Here is a 20,816-nt window from a genome sequence, read left to right as displayed (position 1 = left end):
AGCCATTTTGGTAAGATTTTCTTACCAGAACGTAGCGGCATACGTTGCCTATCGGAAACTTTCGCTCTACATGCTGGCGGCATACAGTGGCGTACATTCGTGGGAGAGGAAGAAAATGGCCAGCAGACAGACACGCAGCGGACTTCAGGTCGATCCGGTTCTGGTCGCATTCATCGAAGGTCAAGCTTTGCCCGGAACCGGTGTCACCGCCGAGACCTTCTGGAATGGCCTGTCACGCATGGTATCCGAATTGGGGCCCAAGAACCGCGAATTGCTTGCCAAACGTCAAGAGATTCAAAGCCAACTGGACGCATGGCACCTGGAGCGCAAAGGTGAGGCTCACGACGCCGAGGCTTATCAAGCGTTCCTGCACAAGATCGGGTATCTGGTGGAAGAGGACGAAGATTTCCAGATCGAAACCGCCAATGTCGACGCCGAGATCGCCGCAACGCCCGGCCCTCAGCTGGTTGTGCCAATCACCAATGCGCGCTTTGCTCTTAACGCTGCCAACGCCCGATGGGGCAGCTTGTACGACGCGCTCTATGGCACGGATGCGATGGGCGATCTTCCTGCGGGCGGAGGCTACGATGCGGCCCGCGGCACGCGTGTCATTGCATGGGCCAAGGCGTTTCTCGACGATGCTGTGCCATTGGCCAGCGGATCCTGGTCGGATGTCACGAAACTGAGCGTTGAGGCAGGCGCTTTGGTTCCTGCTCTGGAGGACGTCTCCAGCTTTGTTGGTCACGGCGGCGCGGCTGAAAAGCCCGAATTCATCCTGTTGAAAAACAACGGTCTTCACATTCAGATCATGATCGACCCAATAAGCGCGATTGGCGCTGCTGATCCGGCCAACATCTCGGACGTGCGGCTCGAGTCCGCGTTGTCGACGATCATGGATTGCGAGGATTCCGTGGCCTGTGTGGATGCAGCCGACAAGGTTGTTGCCTATGGCAACTGGCTGGGTCTGATGAAGGGTGACCTGACCGAAGAGGTCAGCAAGTCCGGCAAGACATTTACCCGCCGGTTGGCGGCTGATCTGGACTTCACGGACGTGAAAGGCGCTGAGGGGCGCCTCAAAGGTCGCTCGCTGATGCTAGTGCGCAACGTGGGCCATCTGATGACCAACCCGGCCGTTTTGGATGCCGAGGGCAACGAGATCGGCGAGGGCCTCATGGACGCTCTCTGTACCACGTTGATCGCAATGCACGATCTGGCGCGCGAGGGCGGAAACTCAGTCACCGGGTCGGTCTATGTGGTGAAGCCGAAGATGCATGGTCCCAAAGAGGTCGCCTTCTCAGTCGAGATTTTCGACATGGTCGAAGACATCCTGGGCTTGCCGCGCAATACCGTGAAGCTGGGCATCATGGATGAGGAACGGCGCACTTCGGCCAACCTCAAGGAATGTATCCGGGCGGCGAAATCGCGCGTGGCCTTCATCAATACTGGTTTCCTTGACCGGACCGGGGACGAGATCCACACCTCGATGGAGGCAGGCCCGATGCTGCCCAAGGGCGACATCAAGAACACACCGTGGATTGCGTCCTACGAGGATCGAAACGTCGATATCGGTCTGGCCTGTGGCCTGAAAGGCAAGGCGCAGATTGGCAAAGGTATGTGGGCGATGCCCGATCGCATGGGCGATATGCTGGAGGCCAAGATCGGCCATCCGCAATCTGGTGCCACTTGCGCATGGGTTCCCTCGCCAACCGCTGCGACGCTGCACGCCACGCATTATCATAAGGTCGACGTTCTGGCCCGTCAGGATGAGCTGGCCGCCGGTGGCGCACGCGGCACGTTGGAGGATTTGCTGTCCGTTCCGCTGCTGGGCGGACGCAACCTCAGCGATGATGAGATCACCCGCGAGATCGAGAACAATGCGCAGGGTATTCTCGGATACGTGGTGCGTTGGGTCGATCAGGGTGTTGGATGCTCGAAAGTGCCGGACCTGAATGACATTGGTTTGATGGAAGATCGTGCGACCTGCCGGATTTCCAGCCAGGCGCTGGCCAACTGGTTGCACCACGGCGTCGTCAGCGAAGAACAGGTGATGGCGGCGATGCAGAAGATGGCCGCCGTTGTGGACCGTCAGAACGAAGAAGACGCTGCATATCATCCGATGGCCCCCGGCTTTGATGGCATTGCTTTCCAAGCGGCCTGCGATCTGGTGTTCAAGGGTCGTGTGCAACCGTCGGGCTATACCGAGCCGGTCCTGCATGCCCGCCGTTTGGAGTTGAAAGCCAGCTTGGGTTAAGTGGATAGGACGGGACCGAGGGGGCTGTCTGCCCCCATCGCGCCAGAGGCGCGACTCCCCCGAGGATATTTTTAGCCAGATGAAAGGGATCAGGGATGGCAATTTCCTTGCGCAAGGCGCGCACCATCATTCGTAAAGCGCTGGAAGAGGGGCGCCGGTTGGAATTGAAACCGCTTTCGGTCGTTGTGCTGGATGCAGGCGGTCATGTTATCGCGTTCGAACGCGAAGATGGCGCGGCCCCGGGTCGGTTTGGAATTGCGCAGGGCAAGGCCTATGGCTCGGTCATGTTGGGTATGGCCGGGACGGCGCAAATGCAGCGGGCCGAAGCGCAGGCCTATTTCATGGCTGCGGTGAACGGAGTTTATGGCGGTAAGGTTATTCCGGTGCCGGGTGGAGTACTGCTGCGCGACAAGAAAGGTGCCGTGATAGGCGCCGTTGGCGTGACGGGCGACACATCGGACAATGACGTGCTTGCGGCGATGGCAGGGATCGAAGCCGCGAACCTTGTTGGCGAAAGCTGATTTCCTTGAAAAAGTGGAGAGCCTGCGCTGGCTCTCTCGCCCAAATTGGACTTTTTGCATTGCACGTTTAGCGGGCAATGGGAGCCCGATTGTCACACTGTCCTATCGTTTGAATAGATGTGCGGCATTGAACACGTACTTGCGCTGACACACAGGGCCTGTGCTATTGCGCGCTGTTGTCCCTGCCGATAGCTTTTCCACACGTTTAGGAAACAAATTGGGAAAGCAGAATGTCTCGACCCGTCGTCGGTATCATCGGCAACTCTTACTTGATGAATGACAACTACCCGACGCATGCCGGTGGCACGATGAACTCGGATGCCGTTGCGAATGTTTCAGGGTGTTTGCCACTGCTGATCCCGGCTGATCCACGATACGTCTCGGTCGAGGAGTTGCTGGACGCCTGCGACGGGTTTCTTCTGACGGGCGGTCGACCGAATGTTCACCCCGAGGAATACGGTGAGCCGCCGACTGAAGCGCATGGCGATTTCGACCGGGCGCGCGATGCGATCACCTTGCCGCTGGTGCGTGCCTGTGTTGAGCGGGGCCAGCCGTTTTTTGGAATTTGCCGGGGGTTTCAGGAGGTTAACGTGGCGATGGGTGGGACGCTGTATCCCGAGATCCGCGACCTTCCGGGACGGCAAAACCACCGGATGCCTCCGGATGGAACGCTTGAGGAGAAGTTTGCCCTTCGCCACGTCGTAACTCTGAACGAAGGCGGCGTGTTCCACCGGCTGTTCGGCGCGCGCGAAGTGATGACCAATACGCTGCACGGTCAGGGGATCAAGGCCGTAGGTCAGAACGTTGTGATCGACGGCCTTGCACCGGATGGCACGCCCGAGGCGATTTATGTCAAAGATGCGCCGGGCTTCACCCTCTCGGTCCAATGGCACCCGGAATGGGATGCTGCAAATGACCCGGTCTCGCGCCCGTTGTTTGAGGCGTTTGGCGCGGCCGTCAAAGCCTGGTCCGCTGGATCAAGCACGCGGTTCCTGCAACAAACAGCTTAAGTTTAGGCACCGGTCCGGCCGGGAGGGGACGCCGGACCGGTACGTCGCGATCAAATCAGCAGGTCGAACTGATTGATCAGCGGCAGGGTTCGCGCGCGTTCTCCGGTCAGATCAAACAACGCATTACCTAAGGCCGGCATCGAGGGGGGGGTGCCGGGCTCACCTGCGCCGCCCATATGGCGGTTGGTCTCGAGAACGCGCACTTCGACCTGCGGAGCCGTGTGCATGCGAAGTGCGTCATAGTCGGGGAAGTTGAACTGTTCGACTTCGCCCTCGGCAAAGGTGATCTCGCCGTAGCAAGCGGCACTCAGCCCGTACATCATCCCGCCGAACATCTGCGCTTTGACGTTTTCAGGGTCCAACGCGAGACCCATGTCACAGGCGATCCACGCCTTGTTGATGCGGATCGTGCCGTCTTCGTCGACCACCTCGATCACCTGCGCGACCGGAGTGCCAAAGCTGTAGGTAAAAGCGACACCTCGTCCGACGCCAGCCGGGGTTTGGCCGGTCCAGCCAGACATCTCTTTCACGGCCTCAAGGCAACCTGCCGAGGGGGCGTGCTCGGTCTTCATCAGCTCCAGCCGGAATTCCAACGGGTCACGGCCTGCGGCATGGGCCATCTCATCCATGAAAGTTTCGTGGAAAAAGCCGTTATGGCTGTTGCCGACCGAGCGCCAGAAGCCAACAGGCACGTCGAGCTTCGCGATGTGGCCGCTCATCCGGTAGTTCGGAACCGCATAAGGTTGGTTGAAGAAGCCCTCGACCAGAACTTTGTCAGGGCCCGCACCGGGCATTCCGGTATAGCGCTCAACCGCTTGCTGAGTGCAGGATTGCGAGGCAACCGCGCCGTCGATCAGTACTGCTTTGCCGTCCTTCACGGCGCCACGCAGCCGAGCGATCGCGCCAGGGCGGTAATAGTCGTGGCGCATGTCCTCCTGACTTCCGACCTTTTTGTTGATCTGACTGGGTTTTTGGTTTGTTTTCAGGTGTGGTTGCTCAGAGGCGCGTTGTAGTGCCCCATTATTATAAAAAGTATTGACATGGGCCTTCAGATGGCTAACCTCTTCGCCCATGTTCATCCGCACCAAACATGACGCAAAGCTCAACCGCACACGGATCCAGATCGTTGAATCCGTCCGCACCGGCTCCAAGGTACGCCAGAAGATCCTGCGCCATGTGGGTGTGGCCCATAACGACAGCGAGATTGAGGATATCAAGCGTCTGGCGGGCCGCTTGATGGAGCAATTACGCATTGATCGCTCGCCGCAAATGGAACTGTTCACGCCCACGGAATATGCCGATCTGCAGGCGCTGGTGCGCCGCGCTCCGCGGCCGGACAAGCTTGGCGTTGATCTTGTCGAGTGCCGTGAGGAGGCGCGGGTCTCTCTGGGTCTGCGGGATGTCATGGGGACGATGTATGACCAACTGGGTTGGGGGGCCCTTCTGGGGGCGGCGCGTAAAAGTGCCAATCGCATTGTGAAAGAGCTGGTTATGGCGCGGATCGCACAGCCCGAGAGCAAGCGCGCGACCGTGGAGGCGTTGGAGAACCAGGCAGGCATCACGCTCAATCTGGACGTGGTCTATCGGAGCATGGATTACATCAATACGCCGGTGATAGACGGGATTTGCAAAACCTCTCACGCGGCGGCAGAGAAGTTGCTGGGCGGGCCAGTGACCGTGCTGTTCTACGATTGCACGACCCTGGCCTTTGACACCGAGCGCGAGGACCCGGCCGAGGATGCGGACGGGGTCGAGCAGGATCATCTTCTGGCCAAGGGCTTCAGCAAGGATGGCAAGCATCACCGCGCTCAGGTCATGCTGGCGCTGATCGTCACCTCCGATGGGCTGCCTGTGGGCTATGAACTCTTCCCGGGAAACACCTGGGAAGGTCATACGCTGGAAGCTGCGCTGAAGGCGTTGGAGGGACGCTTCGACGTGGCCAGGGTCACGTTCGTGGCCGATGCCGCCATGCTCAGCAAGGACAACCAGCAGATGTTGCAGAACAAGGGTCTGCCCTACATCCTCGGCTATCGCATGAAGTCCGCCCCGGCCGCCGTGAAGGCGAACATTTTGAGCCCGGAGGGACGCCAGCCTTGGGCTGGACACGGTTCTGAAGAGGCAACCGAGAAGGGCTGGTACAAGGTGATCGACCAGGAGGGAGCGCGGGTCATTGTGACCTGGTCACCCACCCGGGCACGCAATGATGCCCACAAGCGCGACAAGGCAATCGAAAAGCTGCACAAGAAGCTCAAGCGCTCTCGCAAACCCGGCAGCTTCAGCAGCCGGGGATATGGCCGCTTCCTGGCCTTCCCCGACAGCGGGGACGTCACGCTGGATGATGCAAAGATCAAGGCAGCGGCACAATGGGACGGGCTGCATGCCATTGTTGTTCATGGTGCGGACGAACTGGAGGCACAGGACGTCATTGCCCGCTATCACCAGTTGTGGGAGATCGAAGCCTGCTTCCGCACCAACAAGCACGATCTGAAAATCCGGCCCATCTATCACTGGTCGCCGCGTCGGGTCCGGGCCCATATCGCCATCTGCTACATGGCCTTCTGCTGCCTGCAGCACCTGCGCAAGCATCTGGACCTGCTCGGACACCCGATGAGCCCGGCTCGTATCCGCAACGAGTTGAACGCATTGCAGCTCTCGATCCTGCGCCACAAAGGCACCCCTGACCGCTACGGCATGCCAAGCCATGCCACGGTCGATGCCAGACGCATCCTCACCTGCGTCGGCCTGACCTGGAACGAAGCCCCTTTCAAGATACCCCCCGGGCGCACCCGAAAAACTGGCCAGACCAAAGCCTGAGCTCCCTCAACACTCCGAAACAATCGCTGGCGAAAAAAGTCCGTGTAGTGCCTTTTGGCAACCAAGGCATAATAATATCAATGACTTATACGAAAAAATGTCGGAAGTCAGGAAACAGCTTAAGTTTAGGCACCGGTCCGGCCGGGAGGGGACGCCGGACCGGTACGTCGCGATCAAATCAGCAGGTCGAACTGATTGATCAGCGGCAGGGTTCGCGCGCGTTCTCCGGTCAGATCAAACAACGCATTACCTAAGGCCGGCATCGAGGGGGGGGTGCCGGGCTCACCTGCGCCGCCCATATGGCGGTTGGTCTCGAGAACGCGCACTTCGACCTGCGGAGCCGTGTGCATGCGAAGTGCGTCATAGTCGGGGAAGTTGAACTGTTCGACTTCGCCCTCGGCAAAGGTGATCTCGCCGTAGCAAGCGGCACTCAGCCCGTACATCATCCCGCCGAACATCTGCGCTTTGACGTTTTCAGGGTCCAACGCGAGACCCATGTCACAGGCGATCCACGCCTTGTTGATGCGGATCGTGCCGTCTTCGTCGACCACCTCGATCACCTGCGCGACCGGAGTGCCAAAGCTGTAGGTAAAAGCGACACCTCGTCCGACGCCAGCCGGGGTTTGGCCGGTCCAGCCAGACATCTCTTTCACGGCCTCAAGGCAACCTGCCGAGGGGGCGTGCTCGGTCTTCATCAGCTCCAGCCGGAATTCCAACGGGTCACGGCCTGCGGCATGGGCCATCTCATCCATGAAAGTTTCGTGGAAAAAGCCGTTATGGCTGTTGCCGACCGAGCGCCAGAAGCCAACAGGCACGTCGAGCTTCGCGATGTGGCCGCTCATCCGGTAGTTCGGAACCGCATAAGGTTGGTTGAAGAAGCCCTCGACCAGAACTTTGTCAGGGCCCGCACCGGGCATTCCGGTATAGCGCTCAACCGCTTGCTGAGTGCAGGATTGCGAGGCAACCGCGCCGTCGATCAGTACTGCTTTGCCGTCCTTCACGGCGCCACGCAGCCGAGCGATCGCGCCAGGGCGGTAATAGTCGTGGCGCATGTCCTCTTCCCGGCTCCAGGTCGTCTGGACCGGAGTGCCAGGCATCGCCATGGCGACCTTGGTGGCGATCTCGCCGAAATCCAGTTCCCCACGACGACCAAACCCACCGCCCAGATAGGTGGTGTGGATCTGCACCGCATCCGTATCCAGACCGGCGGTATTGGCGATGCGGAATTGGATCAGAGTGGGCGCTTGATTGCCGCACCACAGTTCCAGCGCGTCTCCGGTGAAAAGCGCGGTGGCGTTCATCGGCTCCATCGTAGCGTGCGCCAGATAGGGCAGGCGGTATTCGGCGGTGATTTCGGTCGCGCCCTCGGGCGTGACGCTGACGTCGCCGTCGTCGCGCATGGTCGAGTTCGGGGAGTCGTCAAACGCCTCTGCGATCTTGGCGAAGATGCCGTCGGTTTCCGGCGGGTAGGGGGCATCGCCCCAATCCACGTCGATCGCCTCAACCGCTTGATTGGCGAGCCATGTGTTGTTGGCGATGACCGCAACGCCAGTGCCCAGATCGACGATCTGTTCGACCCCCGGCATGTCTTTTGCGGCGCTGTCGTCATAGCCTTTCATCGCGCCTCCCAGCTTGGGGTTCATTCTCACGGCTGCAAATTTCATACCGGGCAGGCGGACATCTACGCCGAATTCTGCGGTGCCAGTCGCTTTGCCAACCATGTCCAGACGTGGATGGGTCTGGCCCAGATACCGCCATTCGGACGGGTCACGCAGAGGCACCTCGACCGGCTCAAGACCGGCCGCATCCATCGCGAGGTCGGTGTAGGCGATCTTGTCGCCATTGGGCGCGATGACGTGCCCAGAGGCCGTCTGTAGTTGCGATGGATCAACCCCCAGACGGTCGGCAGCTGCCCGTTTCAGTGTCTCGCGGGCCGACGCGCCGGCCTGCCGCATCCGCTCGAACCCGTCTTTCATCGAGGTCGAGCCACCGGTAACCTGAAGGCTCAGCGCTTTGCCGAGGACACCCAGCGCCTCACCCAGATTGTGCTGGAAGTTCGAGATGTCGTAGCCCTTGTTCGGCAGTCCTTCGCCAACCAATGCGGAATTGTAATACGCCGCCGCAGCAGGGCCATGCAGCACGTTGATCTGGTCAAGATCGACATCCAACTCCTCGGCGATCAAAGCAGCCCAGGTCGTCTTAACGCCCTGTCCCATTTCGGCACGCGGGGCGAAGAGGGTGACGCCATTCTGGTCGATCAGAATGAATGGGTTCAGCGCGGCCTCACCCTCGCCAGGTTTCAGCGGGTTCGGGGCGGGACGGGTGACGTAGTAGGCACCAAAGGCCACACCGCCGACGATGGCGGCCGAGCCGATAAGGAAAGTGCGGCGCAGAATTTTCCCAACTTTGCCCATCTCTTAAGCCTCCTGCAACTTGCCAGCGGCGTCTTGGATCGCGGCGCGGATGCGGGGATAGGTGCCACAGCGGCACAGGTTGCCCTGCATCGCGTCGTCTATGTCCGCATCCGTTGGAGCGGGGTTTTCGGCCAACAAAGCCGCCGCCTGCATGATCTGACCGGACTGGCAATAACCACATTGTGCTACCTGATGATCCACCCAGGCCTGCTGGATGACGGCCATCGCTTCGGGCGAACCGATGCCTTCGATCGTAGTCACATCGCCCCAGACATCGGACAGCGACACTTGGCACGAGCGAACGGCTTCACCATCGATATGCACGGTGCAGGCGCCGCAGGCGGCCACGCCGCAGCCGAATTTGGTTCCGGTCAGGCCGACCTCATCCCGGAGGACCCAAAGCAGGGGGACGTCGTCGGGCAGGTCAACCTGATGTTGCTTGCCGTTGATCTTCAGCGCGGTTGCCATGGCACACCTCTCGTAGCTGTGGCGGTTTCTGACATAATTGTCTGAAAATGTCAGTATGTCAATTGACAAAATAAACGAAAAATGTCAGATCGGTTTCATGACGGAAAAACAGGACGATCCGCGGCAACAGGCCATTCTTGCGTCGGCGCTTGAGGCGTTCGCGGCCTATGGGTTTCGCAAAACCTCGATGGACGACATCGCCAAAGGGGCGGGCATGTCGCGCCCAGCCGTATATTTGCACTACAAGAACAAAGAGGCGATCGTGCGCAGCCTGACGCGCGCGCATTACGCCGAGAAGACCGCAAACGTATCGCAGGCCTTGTCGGGCAGTGGTAGCGTGTCCCAGCGTTTGGCGCGTGCGATTGACGGCCAGATCAAGGGGTTGGCTGAGATACTGACCTCTCCCCACGGGCGCGAGATGCTGGATACCAGCAAATCGACCGCCTCGGACATTTTGGCCGAGGGTGAGGCGGAAATGACCGCGCTTTATGCCGACTGGTTGCACCGCGAAGACAGTGCCGGACGCGTCCACCTACCCAACGGCCCGGAAGAGACAGCGAAGACCATCACCGCGACCCTGATGGGCGTCAAGATGACCGCAACCAACGCAGCTGAATTCGAGCAACGTATCTCGCAATTGGCGGAATTGCTGGGCGCCGGGCTCGAGGTCAGGTAACCCGCTGGCGGATTTTGTACTCGGGTTGGTCCCACAGGTCGTTGGTGATGATGTCCGCCAGAATATCTGCGGCCTGTTCCACGTCGTTCTCGTCAACATAAAGCGGCGTGAAGCCAAAGCGCATGATGTCCGGCGCGCGGAAATCTCCGATCACGCCGCGGGCAATCAGCGCCTGCATGGCCGCATATCCTTCGGCAAAGTGGAATGAGACCTGACTGCCACGCTGCGCCGGATCGCGTGGGCTGGCGAGGGTTATGCCGGGGCAAGTGGCCTCGACCTTTGCAATGAACAACTCGGTCAGTGCGATGGATTTCGCCCGGACATCGGCCATCTCGGCCATGTCCCAGACATCCATCGCCGCAGAAAGCGCCGCCATTTGCAAGATCGGAGGGGTGCCGACCCGCATCCTCTCGATCCCCGAACCGGGACGATAGTCGAGATCGAAGGCAAAAGGTGCTTCGTGCCCCAACCATCCCGAAAGCGCGGGGCGGACACGGTCGGTCAGGCGCGGGGCGACGTAGATGAACGCGGGCGCGCCGGGGCCGCCGTTGAGGTATTTGTATGTGCATCCGACCGCGAAATCGGCATTGCACCCGGCCAGATCGACCGGAATTGTACCGGCAGAATGGGCCAGATCCCAAACCGTCACCACACCGTTGGCATGGGCCAACTCGGTCAGAGCTTTCATGTCGTGCATACGGCCGGTGCGATAGTCGACCTCGGTCAGCATCAGAACGGCGACGTCTTCTGTGATGTTTTCAGCGACCTCTTCCGGGGCGACGACGCGCAATTCGTACTCCGCGCCCAGCGAGCGCAGCAATCCGTCCGCCATATACAGATCGGATGGGAAATTGCCGTTGTCCGACAGCACAACCTTGCGGTTCGGGTTCAGCTCCAACGCCGAAGCAACGGCCTGATAGACTTTGATCGACAGCGTGTCACCCACCACAACGCTGCCTGCCTCTGCCCCGATCAGGCATCCGATCCGATCCCCCAGACCCGTGGGCAATCCCATCCATCCGGCCTTGTTCCAACCGGTAATCAGCATCTGCCCCCATTCCTGCGTCGCCGTCTGGTGCAGACGCGCATCAACCGCCTTTGGCAACGGACCCAGAGAGTTGCCGTCAAGATAGAGAATGCCTTCGGGCAGTTCGAACATGGCTTTGGTTGCTTTGAAGTCGGTCATTCCGGCTGGGCCCTGTTGTTTATTTTGGTTATATCCGTTGGCTATCGGATGCGCTAAGCGCTGTCTACCGACGCATATCTTCGAAATAAATTGCCGCGACCTTTTGATGTTTTGATCTTAAGGTCGGAAAGCGGTAGACAAACTGTCGAAAACGACACTTTCTTTGAGAGATATCGACAGGTAATCAGCGCGAATGCAGAAAATCGACATCCCTCCGATCTGGTTGCTGGGGGCGGCTTGCCTCGCGTGGTTTCAAGCGCAACACCTGTCCTTTGGACTGTCCCTTGAAGGGTGGTTGACTGATCTTGCCAGCGGCGTGCTAATCGGGGGCGGTATTCTTTTGGCTGTTCTGGCGGTCGTCGAATTCCGCCGCCATCAGACGACGGTAATGCCACACCAGACCCCATCCAGCATGGTGCAAAGCGGAATTTTCAAACGCAGCCGGAACCCAATCTATTTGGGGGACGTCCTTATCCTGACCGGTTTGATCCTGCGTTTCGATGCGGTGCTGTCGCTGGTTCTGGTGCCGATTTTCGTCTGGATCCTGGAACGCCGCTTTATCGAGCCGGAAGAGGACCGCTTGCGCCGCAAATTTCGCGCTGACTTCGCCCGTTATGCGCAAAAGACGCGACGCTGGATTTGAAGGTGTACTGCCAATGACACAACGTAACGAATGCTGCAGTTGCGAAATAATCTTTCGCAATGTAGGTGGGGATTGAACAAAAGATGCAAAGAACTCGCGCGAACATATCTAAAGTAAAGGAGGCTCTCCGTTGAAGATAGGAACGCCAAAAGAAGTTTTTGACGGTGAGAACCGGGTGGCGATGACGCCGGACTCGGCGCGCCAGCTGCAAAAACTGGGCTATGACTGCCTGATCGAAAAGGGTGCCGGTGCTGCGGCGGGCTTTTCTGATGCGGCTTACGAAGAGGCCGGTGTCGAGGTTATGAAAACCGCGGCGTCGCTTTGGAAAGCTGCAGATATCGTTGCCAAGGTGCGCCAGCCGAATGAGACCGAGCTGAAGCGTCTGACCAAAGGCAAGACGCTGATCTCATTCTTCAACCCGGCCGGGAACGAAGAAGGGATGGAGGCTGCCAAGTCCAAAGGCGCGAATGTAATTGCGATGGAGATGGTTCCGCGTATTTCCCGTGCGCAGAAAATGGACGCGCTGTCCTCGATGGCGAACATCGCCGGGTATCGCGCGGTGATAGAGGCGGGTAACAACTTTGGCCGTTTCTTCACGGGTCAGGTGACGGCGGCCGGAAAGGTACCGCCTGCGAAGGTGCTGATCGTGGGTGCCGGTGTTGCCGGTCTGGCGGCGATTGGTACCTCTACGTCGCTGGGTGCGATCACTTATGCGTTCGACGTGCGCCCCGAAGTGGCCGAACAGGTCGAGTCGATGGGGGCCGAGTTTGTCTATCTGGACTTTGAAGAAGACCAGCAGGACGGCGCGGCCACCGGCGGCTATGCCTCGGTTCAGTCGGAGGAGTTCCGCGAAGCGCAGTTGGCCAAGTTCCGTGAGTTGGCGCCCGAGATGGACATCGTGATCACCACCGCGCTGATCCCGAACCGTGAAGCGCCCGAGCTTTGGACCAAGGATATGGTCGAAGCGATGAAGCCGGGCTCGGTCATCGTCGATTTGGCAGCGGAAAAGGGCGGCAACTGTAAGCTGACCGTTGCGGATGAGAAGATCGTAACCGACAATGGCGTGACCATCATCGGTTACACCGACTTCCCCAGCCGGATGGCGGCGCAGGCGTCGTCTCTGTACGCGACCAACATCCGTCACATGATGGCAGACCTGACGCCCGAGAAGGACGGTCAGATCAATCACGATATGGAAGATGACGTTATCCGCGGTGCAACCGTGACCCATGAGGGGGAGATAACCTTCCCGCCGCCACCGCCCAAGGTGCAGGCGATTGCGGCGCAAAAGAAACCCGAGGTCAAGGAACTGACCCCGGAAGAGAAAAAGGCGCAGGAAATCGCAGCCTTCAAGGCACAGACCAAGCAGCAGTTCACCCTGCTGGGTGTTGGTGGCGCGCTGATGTTGCTGGTGGGGCTGATCGCTCCGGCAAGCTTCATGCAGCACTTTATCGTCTTTGTTTTGGCGATCTTTGTGGGCTTCCAGGTGATCTGGGGCGTTGCGCACAGCTTGCACACACCGCTGATGGCGATCACCAACGCGATCTCGTCGATCATTATCGTCGGGGCTTTGATGCAGATCGGGTCCGGGTCGTTCCTGGTTATTCTGCTGGCGGCACTGTCCGTGTTCATGGCCGGGATCAATATCTTCGGTGGCTTCCTCGTAACCCGGCGCATGCTCGCCATGTTCCAGAAATCCTAAGGAGGTCGGGCATATGATTGGCTTCACTTCTGCCGCCTATGTTGTTGCGGCTGTCCTTTTCATCCTGTCGCTCGGCGGCCTTTCGAACCAGGAAAGCGCCAAACGCGCTGTCTGGTATGGTATCGTCGGTATGGCGCTGGCGGTCTTCGCCACGCTTGTCGGTCCGGGTTCGGGCCTCTGGCTGCTGTCCATTCTGCTGATCATCGGTGGTGGTCTGATCGGTCAATACGTGGCGCAGCGCGTCCAAATGACCGAGATGCCGCAGCTGGTGGCCGCAATGCACTCGCTGGTTGGTCTGGCGGCTGTGTTTGTTGGCTTCAACGCGCATTTTGAGATCGGAAACGTGGCTCAGGTCATGGCGATCAAGGATAGCGCGGGTCAGGCAGATCTGTCCGACCTTGGTGCGTTCGCAAAGCTGATTGCCAAGAAGACCCCGGCGGAATTGGCGATCCTGCATGTTGAGCTGTTCCTGGGCATCTTCATCGGTGCGATCACCTTTACTGGCTCGGTCGTGGCCTATGGCAAGCTGGCGGGCAAAGTGACGAGCGCCGCGACCAAACTGCCCGGTGGTCATATGCTGAATGCGGCGGCTGCGGGTCTCTCGCTGATCTGTCTGATTTGGTACACCAGCTCAGGGAGTCTGTTCCCGCTGTTCCTGATGACACTGGCGGCACTGTTCATCGGCTATCACCTGATCATGGGGATCGGTGGTGCTGACATGCCCGTGGTTGTGTCGATGCTGAACTCGTATTCGGGTTGGGCGGCTGCGGCGATCGGTTTCAGCCTTGGTAACGACCTGCTGATTGTCGTCGGCGCTCTGGTCGGCTCGTCGGGTGCGATCCTGTCTTACATCATGTGCAAGGCGATGAACCGTCACTTTGTCAGCGTGATCCTGGGCGGCTTCGGTGGCCCTCAGGGTGAGCAGATGGCCGTCGAAGGCGAACAGATCGCAATTGAGGCGGACGGTGTGGCGGCTGCGCTGAACGATGCGGACAGCATTGTCATCATCCCGGGTTACGGCATGGCTGTTGCTCAGGCACAGCAGTCGGTGTCCGAGTTGGTCCGCAAGCTGCGCGCCAAGGGCAAAGAGGTGCGCTTTGCGATCCACCCCGTTGCCGGACGTCTGCCGGGCCACATGAACGTTCTGCTGGCCGAGGCGAAAGTGCCGTATGACATCGTGCTTGAGATGGATGAGATCAATGATGATTTCCCGGACACGGACGTGGCAATCGTCATCGGCTCGAACGACATCGTGAACCCTGCGGCTCAGGAGGATCCCAACAGCCCCATCGCCGGAATGCCGGTTCTGGAATGCTGGAAGGCCAAGCAGGTCTTTGTCTCAAAACGCGGTCAAGGCACTGGCTATTCGGGCATCGAGAACCCGCTGTTCTTCAAAGAGAACACGCGCATGTTCTATGGCGATGCCAAGCAGTCGCTGGACAAGCTGCTGCCGATGATTGAGTGATCAAAACGCACAATTCAATTGCAAAGGGCGCCTGCGGGCGCCCTTTTCTTTTCTACTTTGAAGCGGGGTTGGCCTTCGCGCCTCCAGAGTATTGCAGCCAGATGAAGCGGCGTGATGTGCTATTTTATGTGTGACGGCACATTGTGGGAGCTAGGTCATGGAGAAAGTAAACGGAATCGGCGGGGTGTTTTTTCGCGCAAAGAACCCCAAGGCCCTGAGCGAATGGTATGAAAAGCACCTGGGGGTAAATCACTATGATCCGGTCCCTTGGAAGCAGGCTGAAGGCTATACCGTTTTTGCGCCCTTTGCGCAGGATACCGCGTATTTTGGCCGAAGCGAGCAGCAGTGGATGATCAATTTCCGGGTTGATGATCTGGCGGCTTTGACACGCCAGCTACAAGACGCAGGGATCACCGTCGAAACCAATCCGGATTGGGATAGCGAGGTAGGCAAATTTGCCCGTATTCACGATCCCGAGGGCAATCCCATCGAGCTATGGCAGCCAAATCAATGAATTGGCTGGAATGTATACCGTTGCATTCTTGTAAGTATCTGAAATAAAATGGGAATTGATGTATTTTGGGTCTGCCGTATAGTGTGTCGGATGAATCGGAGCCCCGCATGACGCCAATCGATGACCACCCTTTACGCTATCGGCTTGCCAATGAACTGCACGCCCGACCTTTTCCGGTGGCGCAGGTTCCATGCACGGTTGCCTTTCTGGCGATCAAGAAGCCCGGCCCGTCGCAAGGTGGGGACCGGCAGGACGACATAGCGCATTTGATCAATCTGCTGGATCGCCACGGCGCGCCGCACCCTCAGCCGGACGCGACCCACTATGCGGGGCAGATCGGACGCTATTGGCTCAAGTGGGAGCAACACACTGAGTTCGTAACCTTTACGGCGATCTCTCAGAACGTGAGTGAGCGGGCGTTCAACCCCGCCGACTTCGAAGTCTTCCCCCCGGATTGGATGATGGCCAGTCCCGGCCAAAGGATCACGTCCGCGTTGCTACGGGTTATTCCGCGCCCAGAGGATGACGTCGTCCAGAACCTGCTACCGGATTGGTTCGAACCCGAAAGCCTTGCTGTGTCCCGCGTTTTGGACGATGCCGCGATCTGCGCCAGCGATTTTCGTATCGACCCGGCCGGACATATGCGGTTTGCGCTGTTCGTCTCGGATGGAACCGGAGAGCGCCGGGTTGGACGGATCATCCAGCGCCTGTGCGAGATCGAGACCTACAAGGCCATGTCCATGCTGGGGTTTGCACGGGTCAAATCGCTGACCCCGCGCATCGGCGAATTGGATCAGAAGCTGACCGCGCTGATGGGCGAGATGACCGATGGCGGCAAACATCCCGATGATATGCTACCGCAACTGCTGAAAACCTCGACCGAGTTGGAGACGATCTCGGCACGCTGTTCCTTTCGGTTTGGGGCCACGGGCGCCTATGAAGCCATCGTTAACCAGCGTGTCAAAGTCTTGCGGGAAGAGCGGTTCATGGGGGGGCAGACCTTTGCCGATTTCATGATGCGCCGCTATGACCCAGCGATGCGGACTGTGAAATCGACGGAACTGCGTCTGCAGGCCTTGTCTGATCGGGCCATCCGCGCCGGAGATCTGCTGCGAACACGTGTGGACGTGGAACGCAGCGCGCAGAATCAGGCCTTGCTGGAAAGTATGGATCGCCGCGCCGATCAGGCCCTGCGCCTGCAGCGCACGGTCGAGGGGTTGTCGGTGGTTGCCATCAGCTACTACGCCGTCTCGCTGGTCAGCTATCTGCTGTATCCTCTGACGTCGGCGGGGATCAGCAAGGGAATGTTGACGGCTTTGGTCACGGTTCCGGTCATTCTGGCCGTTTGGGTGGGCGTCCGCAGAATTCGGCGTCGGCTAGAGTGAGCGGCGCTTGCCTCTGTTTGGTAGCGTTGTACTAGTAACCGGCGAAGCGCATCAAACAAGCGGAGCTTTAATATGATCAGTGTCGTTGCTGCATGGCGCGCCGTCACCGCGATGTTCGCGCTGAACGGCGCTCTGTTCGGTATCTTGGCCTCCCGCATTCCGGCGGTGCGCGATCACCTGTCAATCGGCATTGAATAATGACCCCCCATCGGCGTCCAAATTTGACCCCCCTTGGAGCTAAGAGGGGCGTTGAGGGGGTCGTGTTTAGGTTGATTCAGGAGGGGGTGGACAGCAGGTCAAACCGAAAAGAGAGCGTAGCTCGACTGAAGGTTTGACCTGCTGTCTGTTTTGAATTTATTCCCCGATTTCGAGGTTAGTCGCGGTGGTTAATTCGCCAGCTTTCGTTCCCGGTTTCGATGATATCGCAATGGTGTGTCAGTCGATCCAGGAGAGCAGTGGTCATTTTGGCATCTGTGAACACACTCGGCCATTCAGCAAATGCGAGGTTGGTTGTTAGCAGAATAGACGTTCGCTCGTACAGTTTGCTGATGAGATGGAAGAGTAATCGTCCACCAGACTCTGCGAACGGCAGATAACCGAGTTCGTCTATAATCACGAGGTCGACGCGGATCAGCTGCTCGCTGAGCCGCCCGGCGTTGCCTTCGCGATGTTCAGCCTCCAGCTTGTTCGCGAGATCCACAGCGCTGAAGAACCTGACCCGCCGGCGGTTATTGACCGCGTGGCCCCCGATCGCTGTTGCGAGATGCGTTTTGCCCGATCCGGTTCCACCGACCAGCACGCCATTCCTGGCCTGGTCCATAAAATCGCCGTCATGAAGATTGCGCACGACTTCCTCGTTGACGGGGCTGACCGTGAAGTCGAACTCAGGTAAGGACTTGCAGACCGGGAACTTTGCGGCACCCATCTGATACCGGATCGAGCGCGCAGTCTTTTCGGCCAGTTCGGCCGTGAGGAGTTCGGCCACGACCTGTTGGGGCCGCCAGTTGTTTTTGGCTGCGGCCTGCATCACTTCGTCAAAGCAGTTGACGATGCCTGGCAACTTCAGTTGACGGGCAAGTTCGAGAATTTCCTTACGCAGTTGCATGGGAGCCTCCAAGCCTGTCATAGCGAGCGCAATCCGCGATCGGTGCCATTTTCAGCTGCAGGTGGGCAGGCGGCTCAATCGCCTTTGGCGGCGGGGGATTGGTGCGCCGAGAGACAATGTTCAGGATCGCATCGGCCTTGCGCAGGCCAGATTTTAGAGCTTCTTCGCAGGCAGCCTCGACCACATCAATGTCGTGCTGGTAAGCAGCGAAAAGAATGGGAATTATATACTTAAGTAACATTTATGATTGACGGACTCCGACGCATTTGTTACATTTTAATAACATTCAGGAGTGTAAAAATGACAAAAGCACCGGGAAAATCAAACCGCAAGGGCCTGACCTTCCTACAGGTTGCTGCAATGTTCGGTAATGAAGAAAAGTCGCGTAAGTGGATTGAGGAACTACATTGGCCAGATGGTCCGTTTTGCCCGCATTGCGGTTCTTTCAACGTGCAGTCAGGCATCAGGCATCCAAGCATGACGCACAGGTGTCGTGAGTGCTCCAAAAAACCCATGTTTACGGTTCGGGTCGGCACGATCCTTGAGAATACCCGGCTACCATATCGCACATGGGCCATTGGTATTTACTTGTTCACAACTAACCTTAAGGGCGTATCTTCGATGAAGTTGCACCGTGAGCTTGGTGTTACGCAGAAGTCCGCGTGGTTCATGCTGCATCGTCTTCGGGCTGCAATGGAGGCAAACATGCCTTGGTTTAATGGCCCAGTCGAAGCAGATGAAACCTACATAGGCGGCAAGGAAGGCAACAAACACGCGAAGAAGAAACTCAAGGCTGGACGTGGCGCTGTTGGCAAGGCTGCTGTTGCTGGTATCAGGGATCGCGAAACGGGTCAGGTTGTTGCCAAAGTGGTAGAGAGCACAGACAAAGAGACCTTGCAGGGGTTTGTGAACGAGCATGCCGTCGAAGGAGCAACACTCTATACCGATGAGGCTAGTGCCTACAAGGGCATTGACAGGCCGCATGAGGTGGTAAAGCACTCAGTGGGTGAATATGTCCGCGATCAGGCGCACACCAACGGGCTGGAAAGCTTTTGGGCTCCTATGAAGCGGGGTTATAATGGCGTCTATCACAAGATGTCGCCCAAGCATCTGCAACGCTATGTGGACGAGTTTCAGCACCGTCACAACAACAGGCCAAAGGATACAATCGACCAAATGGGCGGCGTTGTGCATGGGATGGCTGGAAAGAACCTGCCTTACAAGAAGCTAATCGAGGATAACGGATTGAATAGCGGAGCGCGGTCATGAGCGTCGGAACTTCGCAAAGTACTGCCGGGGTATTTTCCAACACGCGCACGGTGACCGTGCCAAAGCTGGTGCTTCCCGATGTCCTTAAGCCCAACACGCGCCTTAAGATGGACGGTCTTGAGTTCCTTTCCGCTATACCTGCGGACGCAGTTCCAGTCGCATTCTTCGATCCCCAATACCGTGGCGTGCTTGAAAAGCTGGCATATGGGAACGAAGGCAAAGTTCGTGGAAAACGCCGCAGCGCCCTACAGCAAATGCCGGAGGAGGCCATCGCCAATTTTATTCGCGGAATAGATCGTACGCTTATCCCATCAGGCCATCTCTTTTTATGGGTGGATAAGTTTCACCTTTGCCAAGGTATTCACCCGTGGCTGGACGGAACGAGGCTGGACATTGTGGATCTTTTAACGTGGAACAAGGGTACATTTGGTATGGGCTATCGCACTCGGCGCAGAGGAGAATACTGCATAGTACTACAGAAACAGCCGCGTAAGGCAAAAGGCGTGTGGAAAATACATAACATTCCAGATGTAATTCAAGAACAAGTATCCCAGCGGGATCACCCACATTCCAAACCAATAGACATACAAGGTCAACTCATGGCCGCCGTGAGCCACGAAGGCGATTTTGTAATTGATCCGGCTGCCGGGTCGTTTTCGGTTCTGCAAGCGGCACGAAACCATGGCCGCACCTTCCTTGGTTGCGACTTGAACGGTTAGATTATGGCACGATTACGGGATGCCAAACCAAAGAACACATCTGGTTCTTACGCCCGGTTGTTTGGGAATGAAGCGTTAGGTGAATTGGCCAGCAAGATACAGTCAGCTGTAATCTCATCGGGGTCAGAACTGGAATCGATGATCGTGGAAGCTGTTCCCAACATCCCTAATCTGGACACCTTTTTGGAACAAGAAATCATGCCTGAGGGCGTGTTGCTTGCCCGAAAACGTGAAATTAAACGAAGTCGGACCTTGGATTTTTCGGGATCAGAGCCTGACTTTATGGTTTTCAAGCGCCGAAAAGGCGAGCAAAACTGCCATATAGTTGAGTTGAAGGACGGTCATGTGTTCGACACAAAAAAAGCTAGCGCAGAGAGGCAGTCAATGCACGGGTTCATTCAACGCAACGCCCAGCATATTCAATATCGGTTCCAGGCACACTTTTGTGCTTTCAATCAAGAAGACAAGCAAGCGATCTGGGAAGGATTCAAGAAGAGAATTTCAATCGATGAGGCAATGACAGGTCGGGAGTTTTGTGATTTGTTGGAAATTGATTACGACAGTATTGTGCGGGCGCGTCAGGCCGACGGCCCCGACAACGTAGAGTTTTTGTTGACCGAACTGGCTAAAATTGAACCAATCCAAACCCGCTTGCGAGAACTTCTCGGCTAAAA

19 protein-coding genes and 1 pseudogene are annotated in these 20,816 nt (G+C 57.9%); 14 read left to right on the top strand and 6 right to left on the bottom strand.

Annotated features, from left to right (window positions below; translation table 11 throughout):
• Positions 1-115: 115 nt before the first annotated feature.
• The 3 genes from ACOERD_RS05650 to ACOERD_RS05640 all read left to right on the top strand — a co-directional run bounded on the left by ACOERD_RS05650 (position 116) and on the right by ACOERD_RS05640 (position 3,782).
• Entirely contained in the window at positions 116-2,251 is a 2,136-nt protein-coding gene (locus ACOERD_RS05650) for a malate synthase G (protein ID WP_419738322.1), read from the top strand.
• Between the two features lie 95 nt (positions 2,252-2,346).
• On the top strand, positions 2,347-2,772 hold the full coding sequence (locus ACOERD_RS05645; protein ID WP_170467956.1) for a heme-binding protein: 426 nt from the start codon (positions 2,347-2,349) through the stop codon (positions 2,770-2,772).
• Between the two features lie 230 nt (positions 2,773-3,002).
• On the top strand, positions 3,003-3,782 hold the full coding sequence (locus tag ACOERD_RS05640) for a gamma-glutamyl-gamma-aminobutyrate hydrolase family protein (RefSeq protein ID WP_170467954.1): 780 nt from the start codon (positions 3,003-3,005) through the stop codon (positions 3,780-3,782).
• Positions 3,783-3,832: 50 nt separating this feature from the next.
• Here ACOERD_RS05640 and ACOERD_RS05635 read toward each other — a convergent pair.
• Positions 3,833-4,720, bottom strand: a pseudogene (locus ACOERD_RS05635) (molybdopterin cofactor-binding domain-containing protein); the annotation flags it as partial.
• A gap of 133 nt (positions 4,721-4,853) precedes the next feature.
• On the opposite strand from ACOERD_RS05635, the gene ACOERD_RS05630 reads away from it, so the two are divergent.
• Positions 4,854-6,596 (top strand): IS1634 family transposase, encoded by a 1,743-nt coding sequence (locus tag ACOERD_RS05630; RefSeq protein WP_419738049.1) that lies wholly within the window; start codon positions 4,854-4,856, stop codon positions 6,594-6,596.
• A gap of 173 nt (positions 6,597-6,769) precedes the next feature.
• On the opposite strand, the gene ACOERD_RS05625 is transcribed toward ACOERD_RS05630, so the two are convergent.
• Together ACOERD_RS05625 and ACOERD_RS05620 are read right to left on the bottom strand one after the other, a co-directional pair.
• Positions 6,770-9,010 carry a molybdopterin cofactor-binding domain-containing protein gene (locus ACOERD_RS05625; RefSeq protein ID WP_419738321.1) on the bottom strand — a complete coding sequence of 747 codons (2,241 nt, stop codon included), beginning with the start codon at positions 9,008-9,010 and terminating at the stop codon, positions 6,770-6,772.
• 3 nt (positions 9,011-9,013) lie between these two features.
• Positions 9,014-9,478 (bottom strand): (2Fe-2S)-binding protein, encoded by a 465-nt coding sequence (locus tag ACOERD_RS05620; RefSeq protein WP_170375059.1) that lies wholly within the window; start codon positions 9,476-9,478, stop codon positions 9,014-9,016.
• A gap of 97 nt (positions 9,479-9,575) precedes the next feature.
• On the opposite strand from ACOERD_RS05620, the gene ACOERD_RS05615 reads away from it, so the two are divergent.
• Positions 9,576-10,154: a TetR/AcrR family transcriptional regulator gene (locus ACOERD_RS05615; RefSeq protein ID WP_419738320.1), complete on the top strand. Its 579-nt coding sequence runs from the start codon at positions 9,576-9,578 to the stop codon at positions 10,152-10,154.
• Here the strand turns inward: ACOERD_RS05615 and kynU are convergent.
• Positions 10,147-11,340, bottom strand: coding sequence for a kynureninase (gene kynU / locus ACOERD_RS05610; RefSeq protein ID WP_419738319.1), 1,194 nt, complete (start codon positions 11,338-11,340; stop codon positions 10,147-10,149). The genes ACOERD_RS05615 and kynU overlap by 8 nt on opposite strands.
• Positions 11,341-11,533: 193 nt before the next feature.
• On the opposite strand from kynU, the gene ACOERD_RS05605 reads away from it, so the two are divergent.
• From ACOERD_RS05605 to ACOERD_RS05580, 6 genes are all read left to right on the top strand, one after another.
• Entirely contained in the window at positions 11,534-11,983 is a 450-nt protein-coding gene (locus ACOERD_RS05605) for a methyltransferase family protein (RefSeq protein ID WP_419738318.1), read from the top strand.
• Positions 11,984-12,113: 130 nt separating this feature from the next.
• Positions 12,114-13,685: a Re/Si-specific NAD(P)(+) transhydrogenase subunit alpha gene (locus ACOERD_RS05600; RefSeq protein WP_170554269.1), complete on the top strand. Its 1,572-nt coding sequence runs from the start codon at positions 12,114-12,116 to the stop codon at positions 13,683-13,685.
• A 13-nt stretch (positions 13,686-13,698) separates the two neighbouring features.
• Positions 13,699-15,150 carry an NAD(P)(+) transhydrogenase (Re/Si-specific) subunit beta gene (locus ACOERD_RS05595; RefSeq protein WP_170493727.1) on the top strand — a complete coding sequence of 484 codons (1,452 nt, stop codon included), beginning with the start codon at positions 13,699-13,701 and terminating at the stop codon, positions 15,148-15,150.
• Positions 15,151-15,307: 157 nt separating this feature from the next.
• Positions 15,308-15,664, top strand: a complete 357-nt coding sequence (locus ACOERD_RS05590; RefSeq protein WP_419738317.1) for a VOC family protein — start codon at positions 15,308-15,310, stop codon at positions 15,662-15,664.
• Between the two features lie 107 nt (positions 15,665-15,771).
• On the top strand, positions 15,772-17,049 hold the full coding sequence (locus tag ACOERD_RS05585) for a DUF3422 family protein (protein ID WP_419738316.1): 1,278 nt from the start codon (positions 15,772-15,774) through the stop codon (positions 17,047-17,049).
• 72 nt (positions 17,050-17,121) lie between these two features.
• Positions 17,122-17,247 (top strand): hypothetical protein, encoded by a 126-nt coding sequence (locus ACOERD_RS05580; protein ID WP_419738315.1) that lies wholly within the window; start codon positions 17,122-17,124, stop codon positions 17,245-17,247.
• Positions 17,248-17,422: 175 nt separating this feature from the next.
• Here ACOERD_RS05580 and istB read toward each other — a convergent pair whose 3' ends face one another.
• Both istB and ACOERD_RS05570 read right to left on the bottom strand, forming a co-directional pair.
• Positions 17,423-18,154 (bottom strand): IS21-like element helper ATPase IstB, encoded by a 732-nt coding sequence (gene istB / locus ACOERD_RS05575; RefSeq protein WP_419737606.1) that lies wholly within the window; start codon positions 18,152-18,154, stop codon positions 17,423-17,425.
• Entirely contained in the window at positions 18,141-18,395 is a 255-nt protein-coding gene (locus ACOERD_RS05570; RefSeq protein ID WP_419738314.1) for a hypothetical protein, read from the bottom strand. The genes istB and ACOERD_RS05570 overlap by 14 nt, the downstream gene beginning before the upstream one ends.
• A 59-nt stretch (positions 18,396-18,454) precedes the next feature.
• Here ACOERD_RS05570 and ACOERD_RS05565 point away from each other — a divergent pair, with 59 nt between their 5' ends.
• From ACOERD_RS05565 to ACOERD_RS05555, 3 genes are read left to right on the top strand one after another with little or no spacing between them, the layout of a single operon-like run.
• Complete coding sequence (locus ACOERD_RS05565) at positions 18,455-19,423, top strand: IS1595 family transposase (protein ID WP_419737678.1); 969 nt, start codon at positions 18,455-18,457, stop codon at positions 19,421-19,423.
• On the top strand, positions 19,420-20,142 hold the full coding sequence (locus tag ACOERD_RS05560; RefSeq protein WP_419737677.1) for a DNA methyltransferase: 723 nt from the start codon (positions 19,420-19,422) through the stop codon (positions 20,140-20,142). Before ACOERD_RS05565 ends, ACOERD_RS05560 begins: the two co-directional genes overlap by 4 nt.
• Before the next feature lie 3 nt (positions 20,143-20,145).
• Positions 20,146-20,814 carry a hypothetical protein gene (locus ACOERD_RS05555; protein ID WP_419737676.1) on the top strand — a complete coding sequence of 223 codons (669 nt, stop codon included), beginning with the start codon at positions 20,146-20,148 and terminating at the stop codon, positions 20,812-20,814.
• Positions 20,815-20,816: the final 2 nt, after the last annotated feature.

The sequence above is a fragment of the Ruegeria sp. genome, assembly GCF_965199275.1.
Taxonomy (GTDB): domain Bacteria; phylum Pseudomonadota; class Alphaproteobacteria; order Rhodobacterales; family Rhodobacteraceae; genus Ruegeria.
The sequence above is the reverse complement of the archived record's forward strand: the minus strand, read 5'-3'. Positions and strand labels throughout refer to the sequence as shown.